Raw genomic sequence first — 20,025 nt, forward strand, 5'->3', positions numbered from 1 at the left:
GCCTGTCATATGTGCCGACTTAACAGCAAGCGGAGGCAGTCATGAAGAGGTACGTAACCTACAAGCGGGTCAGCACGGCAGAGCAGGGACGTAGCGGTCTTGGCTTGGATGCCCAAGAGCGGGACATTCAAATCTTCCTTGAGACCTACTCGGATGTCCCCTTTGAGATTGTTGGGGAGTTCACTGACGTTCTGAGCGGCAAGGATGATGATCGACCAGAACTGGCGAAGGCCATCGAACTGGCCAAGAGGACTGGTGCTGACTTACTGGTCGCAAAGCTGGATCGGTTGTCCCGTCGTGTTTCCTTCATCGCAGGTTTGATGGAGGACCCGAAGTTGTCTATGCGGGTCGCTCAGATGCCATATGCCGACAAGTTCCAGCTCCATATTTACGCCGCCCTTGCAGAGCAGGAGCGGGATTTCATCAGCAAGAGAACCAAGGCAGCATTGGCGGAGGCCAAGAAGCGTGGCACGAAGCTCGGCGGGATGCGGGACGCAACCATGAAAAGAAACGAGGCCGTGGCGGCAAACGCCGATGCCCGCGCCAAGAAAGTGGCCGGTATCATTGTCCCTCTGCGTGACGCCGGGAAGACGCTTCGTCAGATCGCCGATGAACTCAACACAGTGGGCATCAAGACAGCCAGAGGGGGCCTGTGGCAAGCCTCTCAAGTCCAACGGACACTGGACCGCTTGGAGCGCCAAGATGCTGCTACAGAGAGCTTGTGAGCCGTCTGCTAAAGGCCGGGGCATCTAGCGGATAGTCCAGCTTCGTCACTGCTTCCAGCTTGGATTGAAACGGTGCTCCGCCTGAATACAGTCCGTATGTCATTGTCGGAATATCATGCCCAAGTACCCGTGCGCTGATGCTTTCCGGGATGCCAGCCGCGTCAAACTGCGTGGTGACCGTCTTGCGGATCGAGTGGAAGACATAGTCTGGCCCGAAGCCCAGATCACGTTTCAATCTTCCAAAGCGCTTGCCCACAGCGTTTGACCTGTCGCCGTACTTGTTTCGCGTCAAGCCCGACAAGATGAAACCGTCGGCACTCGATGCGCTTAACTCGGCCAGTGTGGCAACGAGATGAGGATGCAGCGGAACTTCCCTCAAACCTGCTTCAGTTTTTGCGTTGGTCACTGTGAGGCGATCACCGTCAATGTCTGTAAGTTTGATGCTGCAAAGTTCCTCGATCCGGCAGCCAGTCCACATCCCCAGCCAGATAAGCTGTGCCAGTGGCAGGTCGTTTTTCGCCAAGGATGTCTCAAGGAGTTTCACGACCTCGCTGGCTGTGAACGGTTTACGACGTGTGGCAATTTCCGCCTTCGATTTCTTGGGCGCTCTGGGGACAGCCTCGGCGAACGGATCGCTCTCATCGGCGACGTGGCCAACTCTTTGCAGGTAGCGCCAGTAGCCCCTGCAACTTGAGATGATGCGCCGAACTGTTGCTGGTTTCAGGCCATCGTCGTGGAGCAATTTGTGTACCCATTGCTGCACATTTCTACGGTTGACGTCCTTGGTCAGACAAAACCTCTCGGAAAACCGCAAGACATCAGATCGTTTCATGTCGATGCTCTTGGCTTCGAGGTCATTGGTTGCAAGCCAGTCTGCGATGTACTCCTGCGTTTCAGTCCATTGCCGTGTCGCCAAACGGGCGAGAGCCACACCAGCCTTTGGTTGTTTTGCTTCGATTGCTTCTGCCGCATTGGTCAGGGCAAGTTCCAGCGCCTCTTTCTGCGTGTCGTCTGCGTCATCGAGCAAAACTCGCCATTCCAAAGCAGAGGAACGAAGGTCTCGGATGGCCGTGTCGTTACCGCTTCTGATCGCTTCAAACTCTGCTTTCCATAACGCGACAAGAGGCAAACACAGTCGCTCTGCTTCGCTCTGGCTGTCGGTGCCAAGCGACTTGAATAGCCGTTTCTTGCCGCCATAATCGGCTTGCAGCTTTGATGGAATGTCGAGGGTCGCGTACCACTTGCGACGTCGTTTGGTAAGGTATTTTGCCATGGCTCCCACACACGTTTCCCACACACGTTTGGGGGTCCATCACATTGAAAACCAAGAGTTTCAAGGCGTTACTGAGCGTAAGCGGATCATCCCTGAGCCTCCGCCAATTTTTTGAAAACAATGATTATCTTTCAAGATTTTAGGGCGTAACCTGTTTCGTCTCTCAATTTGACCGCCATTTGATTTTGTGTCGGTCCGCCAGGCCTTTCCTTCTCATGAGCACCAGCCTCCATACTCTGTAAGGGCTATTTAATCTTCGGCTTCACTGGTTGTCTTGCCCACGTACGCCGATGGAGTGTTCCGCGATGTCGTCGGGAGAGGGCATCCCTGCCGTCGCCAATGCCGCAACGGACCATCAATGTCGGCAGTGCTTTTGGATAACATGGCATGTTGGACGATCTTTTGGAACGCGGGCACAGGTGAGGCGTTACATTACAACCAAAGCAAACGCGTCTTCGTTTTGGCCGGTTCCTCGACCCCGGTTGGATCGCTCACAAAGTCGACCCTGAAACAAAGGAAGAATGATGTCTCTCGCTCCGTTAAAGACCACGACGGCACTTTTTGCCAGCCTGTCTCTGCTTCTGCCACACACCGCGCTTGTCACCAGCGCCGCAGCGCAAGAGGTCGAGTTGCTGTGTCTTGACGAAAGTGAACCCCCCTGTCCCGAAGGTGAGCCGGAACAAGGCTCGACTCCGATGGAGCGCGCAGATTTCGTCGCTGCGCAAGCCGCGCGACTGGCTGAAGAAGCGCAGGAAGCTGCAAGACTGATCGAAGAGGACGCCGCGGCGGCCAAAGAAGAAGCTGCGCGTCTGGAACAGGAAGCTGCGGACGCAGCTGAAGCGGATCAAGCACAGGCTCAAGCGGAGGCTGAACGCGCGGCCTTGGCGGCAGCCGAAGTCGAAGCCCAGGTAGAGGCCTTGCGTGCCGAAGCCGAGGCAGCTGAAGCAGAGGCTGCTCAGATGGCGGCGGAGGCGGAGGCCCAAGCGGCTGACGCAGCTGCGGCCGAGGCTGAAGCGCAGGCTGTTGACGAAGCTGCAGCGGCAGAAGCAGAAGCGCAGGCCGATGAAGACGCCGCAGTGGCAGAAGCAGAAGCGCAGGCTGCCCAGGATGCTGCATCGGCTGATGAGGCCGCTGCGGTGGAAACAGAGGCGCAGGCTGCCGAGCAAGCAGAAGCGGCAGAAGCCGAAGCGCAGGCCGCTGAAGAAGCGCAGGTGGCTGAGGATGTCGCGAAGGCGGAGGCTGAGACAGAGGCACAGGTGGCCGAAGAAGCCGAAACGGCTGACCCCGAAGCCATAGCGGCCGAAGAACAGACGGAAACCGAAGCGGAGACGGGCGCTGCAGAGATCGATGCCGCAGATACGACGGCTTTGGTCGACCCGACCGTGGTCGAAGATGACGAGGTGCCAGCCGCACCCATGGCCGAGACAGCATCCGAACCAGAGGCGGTAGTGGAAGAAACACTCGACGCGCAGTCAGTCCGGAGCAGCGAGCAGGACTTCGCGACCGCCATTGGCAGTGAAGAATCCAGTGCCTCCTCTGGAAACGAGAGCAGCGGGATGAGCAATCTGGAAAAAGCCCTCCTGCTGGGGCTTGGAGCGGTCGTCGTCGGATCGGTGCTTCGCAATGGTGACCGGGTTGTAGAGAACACGGGCGACCGCGTTGTCGTCGAAAGCCCGGACGGGTTTACTGTCTACAAGGATGACGATGCGCTGCTTCGCCAGCCGGGCGCCATGATGCGCACCGAAACCTTCGCCGATGGGTCCACGAGCACCACGCTCACCCGTGAGGACGGATCCCAGGTTGTGACGATCCGCGATGCGCGCGGCCGGGTGCTGCGTCGCGAAGCGATCTATCCCGATGGTACGCGCTATGAGCTGTTCGATGATCTGCAAGCTTCGGCGGCAGTCGATGTGCGCCAGTTGCAAGCCACGCGCCCGGTGCCACGGAGCCTGTCAGTTGCTGAAAACGATCTGGCCGCCTTGCGGGCGGCATTGCGTGCCGACATGGCCTTTGATCCGGACCGGACGTTCAGCCTGCGCCAGATCCGCGAGATCGAGCAGGTGCGCAGCCTCGTTCCGGCGATTGATCTGGATACGGTGACCTTCGCCTCCGGGTCTGCCGCGATCCCGGCAGTGCAGGCGCGTAGCCTCGTGCGGCTGGGCAGCCTGATCGAGGAATTGCTGCTTGAGAATCCGCGTGAGGTGTTCCTGATCGAGGGTCATACCGACGCGGCGGGAAGTGAAAGCTACAACCTTGCCCTGTCGGATCGGCGTGCGGAATCGGTCGCTCTTGCCCTGACCGAGGCGTTCCGCATCCCGCCGGAAAACCTGATCGTTCAGGGCTACGGGGAATCGTTCCTCAAGGTGCAGACGGAAGCCGCAGAAGAACGCAATCGCCGCGCAACCGTGCGCCGGATCACGCCGCTGCTGCGCGAGATAGCCGCAAACTGAGAAAGCGAGGAACGTCTGAAAAACCTCGCGTGCTGAGCGGTTTGAGATAGACTGTCGGGGACGAGAATGGAGCCTCGCCGATGCCTAAGCAGCCCGCCTTTCCCGGTCTCCGCCACGCGATGAAAAAGAAGCAGACACGGTGGGAGAAATTCCTCGCCGAGATGGAGGTGGTTGTGCCGTGGGCGCGGTTGTTGACGCTGGTTGCGCTGCACTATCTCAAGACCCGCTATCGGGGCCTTGCGAAAAACCGCGCGCAGCTGTTCACGCTGTTCACGCTGTTCGCTCTTGGCAACCTGTTCGTCGTCCGACGAAAGCTGATTGCATGAGGCGGACTCTGCCCAAAATCGGCGCAGCCGATGTAGCAGATCAGACGTTCCTTAACGCAAGTATTTGTTCATGAGGCCAAGGCCGCAGTTATTCATATGGCACCTGTTCTGCTCCACCGTTTAATCAAGTCGCTTCAGTTGATGCCTTGCCTTGTGTATATTTGAGTGATTAAACATTTTTGACTGGGGCTGCTTTGACATCCACAGAACGGGGGTGATGCAGTGTTGGTTGTAAGTAAAGGATTTCTGCGAGTGATTGCTTCAGCAAGACCGCAGATGACTAGTAGTTTTGCCGAGAGGTCAAGGCTTTTTGGTGCGCGACTTGCGCAGGGCGCTGGACTTGTTTCAACAGGCATAAGTCTTGCTGAATTAAGTCGGGACTGGAACAAAGAAGTTGAAGTTTACGGACAAATGGTGAGGCGGACCAAGTTTGAGAAGGGCGCTGCTATCTTCTGCGTTGCTCTCGACGGGCTCAGTAATGTTGGTGGAGTTAAGGGTGCGCTTTGTGGTGTTGGGAAAGTGGCAGTTGGAATGTCGTCAGCCATTGCGACAGGCAGCCATAGCTTTTCCCGCCAGCATGCAAGTAACGATTTTGTGGAAGGCTTGGCAGGTGTAGCATCCGGCGGGGTTGGCCTTTTACCAGGCAGGTCTTTTGGACGCGTATCTGATATTTTGACTATTGGACTTCGTGCCGAGTTAGAAGGGCCAAAACTTATGGGATTGGTCGCACCGATGCTGGATGAGTATCCCAAAGGCGTCGATATGTTCGTGCTTGACGATATCATGCTCAGTCTAACAAATAAACTAAATTCTATAGCCGCCGCCCAGAAGGACACCCTGTTAAGCATGTCGAGCAACGTCTGAAAAACCGCGCGTGCTGAGCGGTTTGAGATAGACTGTCGGAGAGGGCAATGGAGCCTCGCCGATGCCCAAGCAGCCCGCCTTTCCCGGTCTCCGCCACGCGATGAAGAAAAAGCAGACACGGCGGGAGAAATTCCTCGCCGAGATGGACGTGGTTGTGCCGTGGGCGCGGTTGTTGACGCTGATTGCGCTGCACTACCCGAAGGCTGGACCAAAGGGTGGACGACCGCCCATTCCGCTGGAAACGATGCTGCGGGTGTATTTCCTTCAGAAGTGGTATGCGCTGAGCGATCCGATGGCCGAGGAAATGCTCTATGACAGTGATGCAATGCGCAAGTTCGCGGGCATCGAACTTGGCGACGACTGCATCCCGGACGGTCCGAAGGGACCGTGGCGCCAGTGGCGCCGCGTAAGCCCGAAGGACGCGATCCTGAACTTTCGCCACCTGCTGGAGACGCGTCGGCTTGGCGTTCTCGCTCAAAAGGCGAGTGTTATCCCAGACGGATCAGTTCCGCGAGGATGTCGGAGCGGTGAACAAGTCCCTTGACCCGACCCGCATCGCAGACCGGGAAAACGCGGTGAGGATGCGACAGAAACATCCCGGCCACGTGGATCAAGTCATCCTCGGGCAGCACGGTTATGACCTCGCGGCTCATCTGATCTCCCACGTTGCCCTTCCATTCGCGATAGTAGCTTGCGTGCAGTGCCGAACGGAAACAGTCCTTCTGGGTGAGAAATCCGGCAAGCTGGTCGTCTTCTCCGAGGACGGGTGCGGCTGCCGCGCGTGCCTCGACCAGCAAGGCGGCGGCACGGCGGATCGGTGTGTCTGCCCTCAGAATCAGGATCTCTGTGCGCATGACTGATGCGACGCGTTTCGTAGTCATCGCCGACCTCCGTCCCCGACGCGTCGGCGAAGGGGACAATCCGCGCAGCGTCCCTCGGGGCGGTTGGCCGCAGCGCTGCAAGTCGTAAGCACCGGACCACGACCGAGGACGAGTCCCAGCCCCAGGCCGCCGACGGCCAGCGTCACGATGGCGACGGCAAGGATCACTTCGAACATCGGATCACCTTTCTCATGACAGCACCGCGCCGATGCCGCCGGTGCGCAACTGGCGCAGCGCCTGTGCGTCTACAAACACGAAGAGCGCTGCGATGTCATGCTTCCGCGCAAGCGCGGGCCCCGAGGCATCCCCTGCGGCGAAGAGGGCAGTGGCCCACCCGTCGGCGGTCATGGCGTCGTCGGCCAGCACCGTGACCGAACGTAGTTTACCATCGACGGGCTGTGCGTTTGCGGGGTTCATGATATGGCCCCAAGCGCGCCCGTTCAGCACGTAACTTTGCGCGCCAAGGCCCGAGGTTGCAACCGCCATGCCCTCGGGCAAGTGCAGGATCGCCGGAACGGGATGGCCCGGCGCCGGAGGCTCTACCGCCACATGCCAGTCGCGCCCTTCAGGATGTGGGCCAAGCGCGCGCAATTCACCTCCGAGATCGAGAAGCAGGTTTGCCAGGCCGTGATCGCGCGCGAGTTCCCATGCGCGGTCGAGCGCGCGGCCCTTGGCGATGCCACAAAGGTCGAGGGTCAGATCAGCCTGGCTCTTGGCCAGCCGTCCTTGACCAACCGACAGTTTCCGCCAATCCGGAGCCGCGCCCTGTTCGATCGGCCCAAATCCCCAGCGCGCCACGAGTGGTCCGACCGTAGGATCGAACGCGCCTTCGCTTTCACGGGCCAGATGCAGCGCCGATCGCGCAACCCGGGTCATCTCGAAACTCGCGGGCATGCCTGTCTGGCTCGTGTTGAAGCGGCTGAGGGCGCTGTCCGGGCGCCACGGCGACATGTCCTGGTCGATCTCCGCGAAGAGCGCGTCAAGCGCCGGGCGCAGCCGGCCAAGCGCTTTGCCCTCCGGCCCTGCGATGTGCCATCGCGTGCCGAACGCCGCGCCTGACAGATGTTGGGATGTCGCTGCACGGACCAGGGACGGGGCGGCGAGGGTTGCGCCCAAACCGGTCATAAAAGCGCGTCTTGAATGGAAAGCTGCGTGCATGTCTCAGGCTCCAAAATCGTCGTAAAAGATGGCGTCGGGTTCCACCCCCAACCGTTCCAACGTCGCCAGCACAGCCGAAATCATCACCGGAGGTCCGCAGAGATAGTATTCGCACTCCTCGGGAGCGGGATGGTCGGCCAATTCCGCGTGAAGGATTTCGTGGATGAACCCGGTCGGGCCGGTCCAGCGGTCACCGGGTGCGGGATCGGACAGTGCGGGCGTCCAGCTGAAATTGGCATTGTCGCGCGCCAGCGTGTCGAATTCCTCGCTATAGAACAGGTCGGCCGCTGTGCGTGCACCATAGAAGTAGCGGATGCGGCGGGGCGTGCCGCGTCCCAGCTCCTGATGGATCATCGCGCGCAGCGGAGCCATGCCGACGCCGCCACCGATGTAAACCATCTCGCGGTCGGTGGGCTGGACGTGGAACTCGCCAAACGGGCCCGAAACCGTAACCATATCGCCGGGTTCGAGCGTGAACAGCCAGGACGACACGATGCCCGGCGGCACATCGCCCTCGCGTCCGGCGGGCGGCACGGCCAGGCGGATGTTGAACACCACGGTGCCTGCGTCTTCGGGTCGGCTCGCCAGCGAATAAGCGCGCGTCACGTCCGTGTCGGAAGCGACATGCATGTCGCGCCAGCCGGCGATCTGCCAATCTTCGCGGAAGGCTTCCGGAAGGTCGAGCGTTGCGAAATCGAGGCTGTAGGGTGGCGCGGTGATCTGCATGAAGTCGCCGGCATGAAAGGCGGTTGGCCGATCCGCTGGCACGTCAAGCACGATCTCGCGGATGAGGGGCGCCAGCATCCTCGTCGAGACGACCGTGCAGGCAAAACCGCCCCCCGCGCTTAGGATCCCTTCGGGCACCTCGACGGCGCAATCGCCGCGCAAGCTGGTCTGGCAGGCAAGTCGCACGTGGTCGCGCCGCTCTTTCGGCGACAGCACGCCACGTTCGGTCGCTTGCGCCGCGCCCGCGCCGTCGCCCGTCACGGTGACCCGGCATAGCCCGCAGGTGCCCTTGCCGCCACAGGCCGCCGGGATGGGTATGGCCGCATTGTGCAGCGCATCGAGCAGCTTGTCGCCACGTTGCGCCGGAATATGGCGCCTGCCGTTCAGCGAAATGTCGAGCGCCTCTGCCGGGATCAGGCGCTGCCGAAGGACCACCAGCCCGATCGCCAACCCGAGCATCAGAGATACGATCACCAAGGAACCGACAGCGATCTCCGTCATTGCGACACTGCCATCTGGGCAAATGACGCAAATCCCAGCGACATGAGACCTGTCAGGACAAAGGCAATGCCCAGCCCGCGCAGCCCCGCTGGCAGGTCCGCATAGGCCAGCCGGGTCCGCAATGCGCCCAGCATCACGACCGCGACGGCAAAGCCCAGCCCGCTGCCAAGCCCGAACACCGCCGACTCCGCCAAAGTATACGCCCGGTCGACCATGAAGAGGCTGCCCGCGAGGATCGCGCATTGCACCGTCAGAAGCGGCAGGAAGACCCCGAAGGCGGAGTGGATCGCAGGGAAGAAGCGATCCAGCAGCATTTCGAGCACCTGCACCGTCGCTGCGATCACACCGATGAAGGCGATGAGCGCGAGATAGGACAGGTCCAGTTCCGGCAGCCCGGCCCAAGCCCAAGCGCCGGGGGCCAGCACGCCCTGATAGATCAGCCAGTTGAGCGGCACCGTCACGCCGAGGACGCCTGTCATGGCAATTCCAAGGCCTATGGCGCTTTCGGGACGTTTTGAGAGCGCAAGAAATGTGCACAGCCCGAGGAACAGCGTCAGCGGCATGTTGTCCACAAATGCGGCAGACAGGAAGAGGGCCCAGAGGTCTGTCATTCCGCAGCCCTCACATCTGCGGGGGGCTCGTGCTCGGGCGCTTCGGCCTGTTCCGGCAGCATTGCCCGGATCGCCCAGACAAGGCCACCCAGCAGGAAGAAGGCCGATGGGGCCAGCAGCATCAGGCTGAGCGGCGTGAACCAGCCGCCCGCATCCGCCAGAGGCAGAGCTTGCCAGCCGAAAAGCTGCCCTCGGCCGAAAAGTTCACGCATTCCGCCGATGACGAGAAGGATCAGCGAATACCCCAGCCCATTGCCGAAAGCGTCCACCGCTGCCGGGACCGGCGCATGATGCCGCGCATAGGCCTCGGTGCGGCCGAGCACGAGGCAATTGGTGGTGATCAGGCTGACATAGATCGACAGCGCGCGGCTGATTTCGGCAAAGAAGGCTTGCAGCACCTGATCGATCACGATCACCAGCGAGGCGACGATGACGATCTGCACGATCAGTCGGATGGTATCGGGAATGTGACGGCGGATCAGGCTTATGATCACCGCCGACAATGTGAGCACCACGGTCAGCGACACCGACATGGTCAGCGCCGTGGCCAGCGATGTGGTCACCGCCAGCGCCGAACAAATCCCGAGGATTTGCAACGTCACCGGGTTCTGCCGGATCAACGGTTCGGTCAGGGTGGTCCAGAGGTCGGAACGGGTGGCCATCGATCAGAACTCCCCCCGCCGAATGGCGCGGATCAGCGGGCCGTAACCGTCGGGGCCGAGCCAGAAGCGCACCATGTTCGAGATGCCCCGCGTGGTGCGCGTGGCGCCTGTAATGCCGTCGACCTGGTAGGCGGTCGATGCTTCGCCCCGCGCCACGCTGAAGCGCAGATCGCCCGCGTCATCATGTAACTCGGTCCCCGGGAAGCTGGATTGCCAGGAGCGATCCTCGATCCGCCCGCCCAGGCCGGGCGTTTCGGAATGGCTGGTGATGGCGATCCCGGTAACAGTGTTCATGTCGCCCTCGACAGCCAGGATCGCATCGATCCGCCCGCCATAACCCTGACCGGTCATCGGAAGCAGCACCAGGGAAATGGCGTCGTCCCGGCGCAGCAGGAAGATTTGTGCGTAATCCGGTCGCTGGCCCAGCCCGGCGATGTCGTCCCCGGCCTCGAGCGCGGTCCAGTTCGCGGTGTCGGCCAAAGCGGCGTCAAGCGTGTCGATGGTCACGTCCTGCGCCGCGCGCCCGTCGTCAAGGTCGACCACCACCGTCGACAAGGTGCCGCCCGATTGCTCCAGAAGATCGGCCATGCCGGGAATGCCGCGCACCAGAGCCTCGATCCGGGCCTGTTCCTCGGCGGCGCGGTTGGCGGACTGGATCGGCCGCAGCAGCACGGTCGCGCTGCTGACCAGCAGGGCGCAGACCGCCGCCACGATGAACGCCATGACAAGCGTCTTGGTCCGGCTTTCGTTCGGCAGCGCAAGGAATCGTCGCCAGGGATTGCGCTCAGTGTCGGCCATGTCGCCTCCATCTTTGGGCATACCAGAGCGCAAGCGCCACCTCATCGAGGACCGGCGCGGCAAGCGAAGTGAGAAGAGCCGCGGCCACCGCGAATTGCACCGGCGCGGCCCCGTGCCAGGCATTTGCAAAGAGGATCACCAGCGCCAGAAAGAGCAGCCCATTCAGCCAACGGCCCAACCGTGTCGTTGCGCTGGTGACAGGATCGGCCACCAGCAGGACCAGAACGACACCCGCCGCGGGCAGGACGAAACCGGGCAGCACACCGATCGCCACCGCGATCGTTGCACCCAGTGCCGCACTCAGCAAGACACCGGCTGGCATCACCCCGGTCATAAGGCCGATCGCTGCCGCCGGGATCGCGGCCCACGCGACCGGCAACAGGATCTCGGGCCAGGTGAACCCGGGAAAGCCGAATCCCAGAAAGGAAAGCGCCACCGTCGCCGGATTGACCACGTTGCGTCCCCAGCCGCCGAAGACCAGCTCTCCCATCACCGCGCCAAAGCTGATGCCGAGGATGAGCCGGAACGCCCCCAGTCCTTCGGGTGTCAGCATCGCGATGGCCAGCGCCGTGATCACCGCCGAGAGCGAGACCGGCTGCGCACGGGCCAGCAGAAAGACAAGCTGCCAGATCGCGAGGACCAACAGCGCCAGCGCCAAGCGCTGCAATTCCTGAATGTCGCCGAACCACACCCAGAACAGGGCCAGCGGCAGATAGGCCACCAGCAGCAGCACCACCACCGTCTCGCGGGTCCAGATTCCTCTGGTCATGCGGCGAACTCCGTCCTGATCCGCTCCAGCATGCCGCGCAGAAGCTCACGCAGATGCCCGTCGTCCCCCAGGACGTAATCGGCCAGCGCACAATCCTCTTCCAGCAGGCACAGGACCCCCATCTTCATCGCTGTTTCATCATCACCCGCGCTCAGCACGCGGGTAAATGCAGCCGCCGGCAACGCACCGCCAAACGCTTGGTCCAGCGCCGCGCTCGGGATCACCGGCCTGGATCTTGCAGAGCGGGTGAGCGCCGCAGTCAGCCAATGCGGCGTGGGGCGCGATGGTTCTCGTGGCAATGCCGTGACCTGCCTGTCGCGCGGCTGCAGCCAATGCGCGGCTTGCCCGTCTAGGGGTGATCCGGACAAGAGCCTGTGCGCCCCGGGCAAAACGCTGCGATAGGTGAGGCCGCGCAGGTCGGCGCCAGCTTGCGTCCTCACAAGGCGGCTTTCTCGCAAGGCCGATCCGCCAACGCTGACCAGCCGGGTCAGCGGCAATTGCCCGGTTTCGAGCAGCGTGCCAAGTGCTGCCACGTCTTCGGCATGGATGTCCCAGACAGGCGCGTCGATTCCCGCCGGACAGAGCGCGTGAATGCGCAGTCCCGCAGCACCCTGCGGATGACGCGCACCGATCGTCACGACATGTGCCCTTTGCCTGTCGGCGCTGTCGATCAAGGCGGGGCCCGGCTGTTGACACAGAAACGGAGCTTCGTCTGTCAGCAAGTTCAATGCGCGAAGTCCACGGCCGAACGCTTCTTCGCGCCCATCGAGGGCAATGCGCGGATCGGGTGCGAAAGGGCGGGTGTCTGTTGCCATGACCACGACGGCCGCCGGGCGTTCATCGGCATCGGGCATCCCTCCGAATGGCCGCCGCCGGAGCCAAGGCCAAAGTCCGGCGCGTTGCATCAGTCGCCGCAAGCCAGCTTCGGTGTCGGCCGTGGAGGTGTCATGACTGATCACATCGCCGCCGGGCTCTTGGAAGACCACGATTTCGGACAGCCTGTGTCCTTGCAAAAGCGACACCCGCGCAACACGGGACGCCATCGGCGCCACAAAACAGACATCCGGCGCATCGCGCAATCGGGCCAGCGGCGCGCCCTGCGCCACCACTGCGCCATCTTCCGCCTCGATCGACACGCGCGGCACGGTGCCTTGGGGTGGGCAAAGTCCGACCTCCTCCGTCATCTCGTCCTCAATGCCATGCGCAGTGCGCGGCGGCGACGGGAAGGGAAGTCTGAGACCTGAGCGAGACGTAGCCTGGAACATGCGGCATCGGTATCATGAAACAGCCTCATGTCGTTTGATCTGACGCAATCCGGCACAGGGAAAATCGTGCTAGCCTTCGAACAAGGTTCCCCGTTGGCACAAACACCGGAGTAGACGCGATGTCCCGCAAGCCCAGACCCACCTGGTTCGTTCTCGCCGCCGCATCTTTTGCGATCCTGTTGATCGGCGCCCCGTCCGTGCCGGGCCAGAACGACCCAGCCGTTTCCGAAGAGGCCGAGACAATTGTGCCCTTCGCACTGCCCAAATCCGGCCCCTTCAATCCGGCCGATATCGAGATCAAGAACGACCAATCCATCACCGACTGGTTTCGCTCGGCCCATGCCGACGCGGCGGCCGAAGCGTTCCGCCACTGGGACGAGGAAGAGGAAATCACCGCTGTCTGCGCCACCTGCCATTCGGGCGAGGGTTTCCGCGACTTCCACGGGCTTGATGGCACAACCGCAGGCAAGGTCGATGGCCCGATCAACACCGGCGGTGTGGTCGATTGCGGCACCTGCCACAATGCGGGTCTTGCGGATATCGAAGAGATCGCCTTTCCAAGCGGCCTCATGCATCCGGTTCAGGGGGTCGAGGCGTCCTGCATGACCTGCCACCAGGGCAGGACCGCTGGCAGCAACGTGGTCAAGGCCGTGGGCGATATGGATCTTGATGAACCCAACGCCGACCTGCGCTTCATCAACCCGCATTACGCCACCGCCGCCGCGACATGGCTCGGCGGCTATGGCGGGTCGGGGTATCATTACGACGGCAAGGACTATTCCGGTCGGTTCTTCCATGCCCGGCCAGTGTCGAGCTGCGTGTCCTGCCACGAACCTCACACGCTCGAGGTCGCGTTCGAGCCGTGCCTGACCTGCCACCAAGCGGACTCTGCCGAAGGCATCCGCATCGCCCGGCAAAGCTATGACGGCAGCGGCAATACATCGAAAGGGATCAAGTCCGACCTCCAGGCGAATGCTGCAACGCTTCTGGAGATGATCAAAGCCTACGCCGCCGACGTAGCGGAGGTGCCGATACTCTATGATGGAACGCGCTACCCCTACTTTTTTGCCGATGCGAATGGCGACGGAGTGGTTGACCAAAGTGATGGAAAAGCCGTCGCCTACACGTCATGGACCCCCCGCAGCCTGCGTGCGGCCTATAACTGGAAACTGGTCACCGCCGATCCCGGCAACTACGTGCACAATCCGCCTTACATGCTCGAACTTCTTTACGACTCGATCGAGGATCTGGGCGGTCCGCTCGGAACCGATATCGAGGCGTTGAACCTGTTGCGGTAAACCAGATACCTCGTGGGTCTTGCCACGCCGACCTCAGTCGGATCGGTCCTCCGAGGGGACATCGGCATCAACGTAACGCAGAGCCATCAGGGTGACCGGTGGGCCGATGATCTCGAAAACCACGGTGGCAGCGACGGTGAGTGTCATGATCGTCGCGGCCCATTGCGGGATCGCTTCCGCCGCGACCAGCGCCATGCCGACAGCGACCCCCGCCTGCGGAAGAAGCGCGGGCCCGTAGGCGTGGCGCTCTCTGGCCGGGACATGCCCCAGCCGCGCGCCGATCTCGCCTGCCACCAACCGCGAAACGATTCTCAGAGCCACATATGCCGCGGTGAGCCAACCCAGGGACCACAGAGCGTCCAGTTCGAGCGACGCTCCGGCGAGCAGGAAGAATAGGAGCATGAACGGCCATTCGATATGCTCGATTTCATTGAAGGTGCGCTCATGGTGTTTTGCAAAATTGGCGATGATGGTTCCGGCGGTCATCCCGGCCACCAGGAATGACACCTCCATCCAGATCGATACACCCGCGGTGATGAAGACCACGCCGATGGCTTCGGTCTGAAGCGGCTCGCCCGGCTTGAGACGACCGGTGAGATACGCCGCGGGCATTCCTATGGCGAGGCCAAGAAGAACGGCACCTCCGATATCGAAGCCGACTGCCAGCACAGGTCCGCTCCAACCATCGAACGGGTGCACGATGGCGAGACAGAGGCTGAACACGATAAGGCCCCAGACATCGTCGATGGCCACGATGCCGGTCAGGGTTTCCGAAAATCCGTTCCGGATGCCCGATTGATGGATGACATCCGAGATGGCAGCGGGCGCCGTTGCCGTTGCGATTGCCCCAAGCAACAGGGCAAGGCCCGGCTCTACCCCCATCAGTGTCAAACCGGCCCAGACGACAACCGTGGTTCCGGCAACGACACAAAGGGAAATCGCAAAGATCGCCCGTCCATGACGCGTGAGATTCTCTCGGGTCAATTCGCCGCCCATCAAGAACGCGACCATCGTGAGCGCAATGTAGGAAAGCGGCGCAAACCATTCAGCCGAGGCTTCAGGAAGGATACCGAAGCCGGATTGCCCAAACAGCAAGCCGAGGAGCAACAGCGCCGTCACACGCGGCAGCCGTGTCGCACGACCGAACTGATCGGCCGCCAAGCCTGCCAGAAACAGGGCACCCAGCGCAGTTATCAGAAGACCATGGTCCAAGCTGTCATTCCCTTTGGTGAAATCGTGCTTTTGGACACCCTACCGAGATAGCGGTCAGAAACCAGATGATGCATTGGACCTGTCCCGCTTCTGTGCCGCCCCAAGTGGTCGTTTAGGCCATCTTTCGTTCAAAAGCGACCGGGCTGCTGCGCATCAGGGCTGGCGATTTCATCTTTCAGATCCTGGCCCCGCTCGGGTTGGGATGCGTGCAGCCCATCGATGAAACCGAAGTCTCGGGTTTCTTGTTCGAAGCTATCGCAACAGAAGGGGTGAGAGACATCACCGAACTGGGTAGCTGGAGCGCCTATGCCAACTTGCCAGCCAAATGGCGGGGTAGCTCTACGGCTGCTTGGGTGATCAGTCACCTCGCTGCCGTGCCGTTGTCGCCCTAGGGTTGAGGACTACCTCGATCTTGCCTCTGACGATGTCGTGCGGATCAAAATCTGCAACACAATTGATCAGATGTCGGCCCGCTTGCGAACCAATTTCATAGGCTGGGATTCTGACCGTAGACAAGGCTGGAAACATGTCGGCCGAACCGGCGAAATCGCCGATGCCAATGATTGAAAGATCCTGAGGAATTCTGATCCCCAGTTCCAACGCAGCGGCAACAGCGCCCTGCGCGATGATGTCATTTCCGCAGATCAGTGCGGTAATGGGATGGCATTGATTGAAGAGAACCCTCGACACCGCCTTCGCCTGCGTGATGTTGTAAAGCGATTGCACACTCCACGCCTCCGGTATCTCTGCGCCCGATTTCTTCACCGTGGACATCGCCGCCTCCAGACGGCCACGGGCACGATCGTTTTCGTCGGTTGGAGGGAAGATGAAACCAATCCGGCTATGGCCGAGAGACAGGATGTGTTCAGCCGCGATGCGTCCGGCTTCACGATTGTCCGATCCGATGCAGGAAATCCGAGATGTCTCGGAATAGTTCCAGACCGCGACCACGGGCACGTCCTGTGATGCCAATAGCCGGTAGGTATCGTCGCTGTGATCGAGGCCAATGAGCGCGACGCCGTCAACGCGGTGTTCCAGCAGCTTTCTAAGCACCCGATACTCGACTTTCAGGTCGTAGCCATGCGTTGCCAGCAGGAGCGTAAACCCCTGTTCCGCGACGGTGTCGTTGAAGGATTGCACCAGTTCTGCAAAGATCGAGTAGTTGACGGTCGGCACAACCAGACCAAGCGTGGAACTGCGCCGTCCATGCATTGTCTGGGCGGCACGGTTTCGGATGTAACCCGTCTTGCGAATGGCCTCCTCGATCCTCTTGCGGGTGGACGGGTTCACCAGATCGGGATGATTCATTGCCCGCGAAACGGTGGCCGCGGATACGCCGGCAGCATTGGCCACCGTGACGATATCAACCTTATATGACTGTTTTTTCATAGGTTATCGTTCAAGCGTCGCACTTTTATGAAAACATTTGCAATACTATTTTCATTACCTACCGTCGATTTTCAGATTGACGACAGGGGTTTGAATGGCTGCCCAGGGCATGGAAAATCAGGTGGACGCTCTCGTGGCGCAGGCACGGGTCGCACAGGCAGAGTTCGAAGCCGGGGGCAGTCAGGCGCGCTATGACCGGGCGGCCCATGCTGCGGCCTGGGCGATCATGGAGCCCGAGCGCAACCGGCTTTTGGCTGAACTGGCCGTACGTTCGACGGGCCTTGGAAACATCGCCGACAAGATCACGAAGAACCACCGCAAGACCCTTGGCTTGATGCGCGACATCGCCGAGGCGCGGACCTTTGGCATCTTGTCGGACGATCCGTCGACTGGAATCACCGAGATCGCTCGTCCGCTTGGTGTCATCGGTGCCGTCGTACCGTCGACAAACCCAGCAGCCACACCCGCAAACAAGATCATCAATGCGTTGAAATGCGGCAATGCGATCATCCTTTCGCCATCCCCCAAGGGGGTCGCCTGCTGCGAGATGCTGCTGGGCTTCATCCATGCCGAATTCGACAAGATCAGCGAAGACAAGCGGCTGGTGCAGAGTATCCCGGCCCCCGGGACCAAGGCCGACACCCAGAGGCTGCTGGAGCTCGCCGACCTCGCGGTCGTCACCGGCAGTCAGGATAACGTGCGCCGTGCCTATTCCAGCGGAACTCCGGCCGTCGGTGTCGGAGCTGGCAATGTCACCGTGATCGTGGATGAAACCGCTGATCTTTCAGCGGCTGCAAAAAAGATCGCCGCATCGAAGACCTTTGACAATGCGACCTCCTGTTCGTCAGAAAACGCGCTGGTCGTGGTCGACGCAATCTACGACGACTTCCTGAAAGTCATGGCTGCGGAAGGTGGCGCGACGGTGCCGCAGTCCCGGGCCGCCGGGATCATCGCCAAGCTTTGGCCCGAGGGGCATCTGAACCGCGAAGTGATCGCGAAGGACGCCGATGTGCTGATCGACAAGCTGGGGCTTGCAGGCACCGTTCCCGAAGGCACGCGTTTCATTGCGGTCGAGACCGACGGGATCGGGCCGGATCATCCCCTGTCGGGTGAAAAACTCAGCCGTGTTCTCGCATTGTACCGAGCGCGGGACTACGATGACGCGGTCGAGATCACCAGACAGGTGCTGACCTATCAGGGCGCTGGCCATTCGCTCGGCCTGCATACGACAGATGCCGAGAGGCCGGTCACGCTTGGGCGCCACATGCCGACCTGCCGGGTGATCGTCAATCAGGCCCATTGCTTCGCCACTGGCGGCGCATTCGACAACGGAATGCCCTTCTCGCTGTCGATGGGGTGCGGCAGTTGGGGCGGCAATTCGATCGACGACAACCTTCACTGGCGGCATTTCATGCAGCGGACCAAGATCATTCGACCGATTCCGTCGCGCGAGCCGTCACTGGATGATATCTTTGCCGGATATTGGGCAGAGGTCGGAAAATGACCGAGGTTTCCGCAACGCCACCGATGGGAACCGTCCGCAGCTGGCTCGATCTGCGTGCAGACCTTGACGGGGATAGCGTCAGCCACCTGTTCCCGAGCGCGGCACCGCTGACATGGTCCGCGCTGCGTGACCAGGCGGCTGAGATTGCCGCACGGCTGAGTGGTATGGGACTTTCAAAGGGGGACAGCGTGGCACTCATGCTGCCCAACGGTCCTCAGGGTGTCCTGTCATTGTTTGGTGTTCTTTATGGGGGGTTCCGAGCGGCAGTCATCAACCTCGTCGCTGGCACCGAAGCAATCGGATATGCATTGTCACATTCCGATGCGCTGGTGGTTCTCGTAGGCGAAGCGCAGCTTGATCTGCTCCTGGCCGCGAAAGGCGCCCATGACGTGGCCGCCCGGAAAGTCGTTGTCGGGCACGACATCCGGTGGCCCGAGGGGACACCGACTGCGCCGCTCGATGAACTTCACTCCGACGACCAGGCATTGTTGATGTACACGTCCGGCACGACAGGGCGTCCGAAAGGCGTATTGCACAGCCATGCCAGCCTGCTCGCCGGGGGCTGGACAACAGCGCTGGCACACGAGCTCACGGATCGGGACCGTGCGCTCTGTGTCCTGCCGATCTACCACATCAACGGTCTTTGCGTGACGATCATGGCACCGCTTGTCGCGGGGGGATCGGTCGTCGTCTGCGACAGGTTTTCGGCCAGCCGTTTCTGGACGACATGTGCCGATCATGAGATCACCTGGTTCTCGGTCGTTCCGACCATCATTTCGCATCTGCTTCATGGCGATGCCGATCCGGACGCGGCGACCAAGGCGCGCATCCGGTTCGGGCGTTCCGCATCCTCGGCGCTGGCTGTCGAAACCCAATCCGCCTTCGAAACGAGGTTTGGAATTCCCATTGTCGAGACGATGGGTCTGACCGAAACTGCGGCGCAGATCCTGTCAAATCCAATGCCGCCGGGGTCGCGCAAGATCGGTTCACCCGGAAAGGCCTACGGCAATGAGGTCGCGATCCTGTCGCCTGATCTGGTGCCACTACCGCCCGAAACCGAAGGCGAGATTGCTGTGCGGGGCCCGAATGTCATGCTCGGTTACTACAAGAATGCCGAGGTGACTAAAGAAGCTCTTACCGAGGATGGCTGGCTCCGGACCGGAGACCTCGGCAGGATGGACGCTGACGGCTACGTTTTCGTGACCGGCCGCCTGAAGGAACTGATCATCAAGGGCGGCGAGAATATCGCTCCGCGCGAGGTGGACGAGGCGCTCTATTCCCATCCGGACGTTGTCGAGGCCGCAGCATTTGCGCGGCCCTGCAAAATCTATGGCGAGCGGGTGGAAGCGGCCGTCAAATTGCGAGACGGCGCAACCGTGAGCCGCGGCGATCTGATCCTGCTTTGCGAGCAGAAAGTCGGCAAGTTCAAATGCCCCGACATGGTCCATGTCATGGGCGAACTGCCGAAGGGGCCATCAGGCAAGATCCAAAGGCTCAGGCTGGCCGAATTGACAACTCAGCCAGAGCGACATGAGCCCAAGCACAAAAAGAACCAAAATACTGTCGAAGCAACTCGGGACTAAGACATCGAGGCCCCGGGCAATGTCTACAAA

General features: G+C 61.1%; 18 protein-coding genes and 3 pseudogenes. 10 read left to right on the forward strand and 11 right to left on the reverse strand.

Translation table 11 applies throughout. From position 1 onward, the window contains the following. The first annotated feature begins 41 nt into the window (after positions 1–41). Entirely contained in the window at positions 42–725 is a 684-nt protein-coding gene (locus IEV82_RS18320) for a recombinase family protein (RefSeq protein WP_188483518.1), read from the forward strand. On the opposite strand, the gene IEV82_RS18325 is transcribed toward IEV82_RS18320, so the two are convergent. Beyond that, the gene (locus IEV82_RS18325) at positions 709–1,998 is read right to left on the reverse strand and encodes a tyrosine-type recombinase/integrase (protein ID WP_188483519.1); all 1,290 of its coding nucleotides are present in this window, start codon (positions 1,996–1,998) and stop codon (positions 709–711) included. The two genes, IEV82_RS18320 and IEV82_RS18325, sit on opposite strands and share 17 nt — an antisense overlap. A gap of 524 nt (positions 1,999–2,522) precedes the next feature. Here IEV82_RS18325 and IEV82_RS23980 point away from each other — a divergent pair. The 5 genes and pseudogenes from IEV82_RS23980 to IEV82_RS18345 form a co-directional block, all read left to right on the forward strand. Further along, entirely contained in the window at positions 2,523–4,448 is a 1,926-nt protein-coding gene (locus IEV82_RS23980) for an OmpA family protein (RefSeq protein WP_308420459.1), read from the forward strand. A gap of 80 nt (positions 4,449–4,528) precedes the next feature. Beyond that, positions 4,529–4,663 (forward strand): annotated as a pseudogene (locus tag IEV82_RS23745) (IS5 family transposase); the annotation flags it as partial. Between the two features lie 3 nt (positions 4,664–4,666). Further along, positions 4,667–4,774 (forward strand): annotated as a pseudogene (locus IEV82_RS23750) (IS5 family transposase); the annotation flags it as partial. A 252-nt stretch (positions 4,775–5,026) separates the two neighbouring features. Continuing rightward, the gene (locus tag IEV82_RS18340) at positions 5,027–5,638 is read left to right on the forward strand and encodes a hypothetical protein (RefSeq protein ID WP_188483522.1); all 612 of its coding nucleotides are present in this window, start codon (positions 5,027–5,029) and stop codon (positions 5,636–5,638) included. 61 nt (positions 5,639–5,699) lie between these two features. After that, positions 5,700–6,101: pseudogene (locus tag IEV82_RS18345) on the forward strand (transposase); the annotation flags it as partial. 25 nt (positions 6,102–6,126) lie between these two features. Here IEV82_RS18345 and IEV82_RS18350 read toward each other — a convergent pair. From IEV82_RS18350 to IEV82_RS18385, 8 genes are all read right to left on the reverse strand, one after another. Continuing rightward, positions 6,127–6,519 (reverse strand): CBS domain-containing protein, encoded by a 393-nt coding sequence (locus tag IEV82_RS18350; protein ID WP_188483523.1) that lies wholly within the window; start codon positions 6,517–6,519, stop codon positions 6,127–6,129. A 189-nt stretch (positions 6,520–6,708) separates the two neighbouring features. Next, on the reverse strand, positions 6,709–7,644 hold the full coding sequence (locus IEV82_RS18355) for an FAD:protein FMN transferase (RefSeq protein ID WP_229747917.1): 936 nt from the start codon (positions 7,642–7,644) through the stop codon (positions 6,709–6,711). A 36-nt stretch (positions 7,645–7,680) separates the two neighbouring features. Then, complete coding sequence (gene nqrF / locus IEV82_RS18360) at positions 7,681–8,904, reverse strand: NADH:ubiquinone reductase (Na(+)-transporting) subunit F (RefSeq protein ID WP_188483525.1); 1,224 nt, start codon at positions 8,902–8,904, stop codon at positions 7,681–7,683. After that, on the reverse strand, positions 8,901–9,515 hold the full coding sequence (gene nqrE / locus IEV82_RS18365) for an NADH:ubiquinone reductase (Na(+)-transporting) subunit E (protein WP_188483526.1): 615 nt from the start codon (positions 9,513–9,515) through the stop codon (positions 8,901–8,903). Before nqrE ends, nqrF begins: the two co-directional genes overlap by 4 nt. Beyond that, the gene (locus IEV82_RS18370; protein WP_188483527.1) at positions 9,512–10,177 is read right to left on the reverse strand and encodes an NADH:ubiquinone reductase (Na(+)-transporting) subunit D; all 666 of its coding nucleotides are present in this window, start codon (positions 10,175–10,177) and stop codon (positions 9,512–9,514) included. Before IEV82_RS18370 ends, nqrE begins: the two co-directional genes overlap by 4 nt. Before the next feature lie 3 nt (positions 10,178–10,180). Further along, positions 10,181–10,975, reverse strand: coding sequence for an FMN-binding protein (locus IEV82_RS18375; RefSeq protein ID WP_188483528.1), 795 nt, complete (start codon positions 10,973–10,975; stop codon positions 10,181–10,183). Next, complete coding sequence (locus IEV82_RS18380) at positions 10,962–11,744, reverse strand: RnfABCDGE type electron transport complex subunit D (protein ID WP_188483529.1); 783 nt, start codon at positions 11,742–11,744, stop codon at positions 10,962–10,964. The genes IEV82_RS18375 and IEV82_RS18380 overlap by 14 nt, the downstream gene beginning before the upstream one ends. Beyond that, complete coding sequence (locus IEV82_RS18385; protein ID WP_229747918.1) at positions 11,741–12,928, reverse strand: Na(+)-translocating NADH-quinone reductase subunit A; 1,188 nt, start codon at positions 12,926–12,928, stop codon at positions 11,741–11,743. Before IEV82_RS18385 ends, IEV82_RS18380 begins: the two co-directional genes overlap by 4 nt. A gap of 200 nt (positions 12,929–13,128) precedes the next feature. Between IEV82_RS18385 and IEV82_RS18390 the strand changes: the two genes are divergently transcribed. Next, complete coding sequence (locus IEV82_RS18390; RefSeq protein ID WP_188483531.1) at positions 13,129–14,307, forward strand: cytochrome c3 family protein; 1,179 nt, start codon at positions 13,129–13,131, stop codon at positions 14,305–14,307. 33 nt (positions 14,308–14,340) lie between these two features. Here IEV82_RS18390 and IEV82_RS18395 read toward each other — a convergent pair whose 3' ends face one another. Then, a complete protein-coding gene (locus IEV82_RS18395) occupies positions 14,341–15,519 on the reverse strand; it encodes a cation:proton antiporter (RefSeq protein ID WP_188483532.1) in 1,179 nt (392 codons plus the stop codon). Between the two features lie 170 nt (positions 15,520–15,689). Between IEV82_RS18395 and IEV82_RS24060 the strand changes: the two genes are divergently transcribed. Further along, on the forward strand, positions 15,690–15,911 hold the full coding sequence (locus IEV82_RS24060; RefSeq protein WP_373285249.1) for an allophanate hydrolase-related protein: 222 nt from the start codon (positions 15,690–15,692) through the stop codon (positions 15,909–15,911). Here IEV82_RS24060 and IEV82_RS18400 read toward each other — a convergent pair. Then, positions 15,877–16,908 (reverse strand): LacI family DNA-binding transcriptional regulator, encoded by a 1,032-nt coding sequence (locus IEV82_RS18400; protein WP_188483533.1) that lies wholly within the window; start codon positions 16,906–16,908, stop codon positions 15,877–15,879. The genes IEV82_RS24060 and IEV82_RS18400 overlap by 35 nt on opposite strands. A 94-nt stretch (positions 16,909–17,002) precedes the next feature. Here IEV82_RS18400 and sauS point away from each other — a divergent pair, with 94 nt between their 5' ends. After that, positions 17,003–18,412: an acylating sulfoacetaldehyde dehydrogenase gene (gene sauS / locus IEV82_RS18405; RefSeq protein WP_188483534.1), complete on the forward strand. Its 1,410-nt coding sequence runs from the start codon at positions 17,003–17,005 to the stop codon at positions 18,410–18,412. Beyond that, positions 18,409–19,995, forward strand: coding sequence for an AMP-binding protein (locus IEV82_RS18410; RefSeq protein ID WP_188483535.1), 1,587 nt, complete (start codon positions 18,409–18,411; stop codon positions 19,993–19,995). Before sauS ends, IEV82_RS18410 begins: the two co-directional genes overlap by 4 nt. The last annotated feature ends 30 nt before the right edge of the window (positions 19,996–20,025 follow it).

It is taken from the genome of Marivita lacus (assembly GCF_014637725.1).
GTDB lineage: Bacteria > Pseudomonadota > Alphaproteobacteria > Rhodobacterales > Rhodobacteraceae > Marivita > Marivita lacus.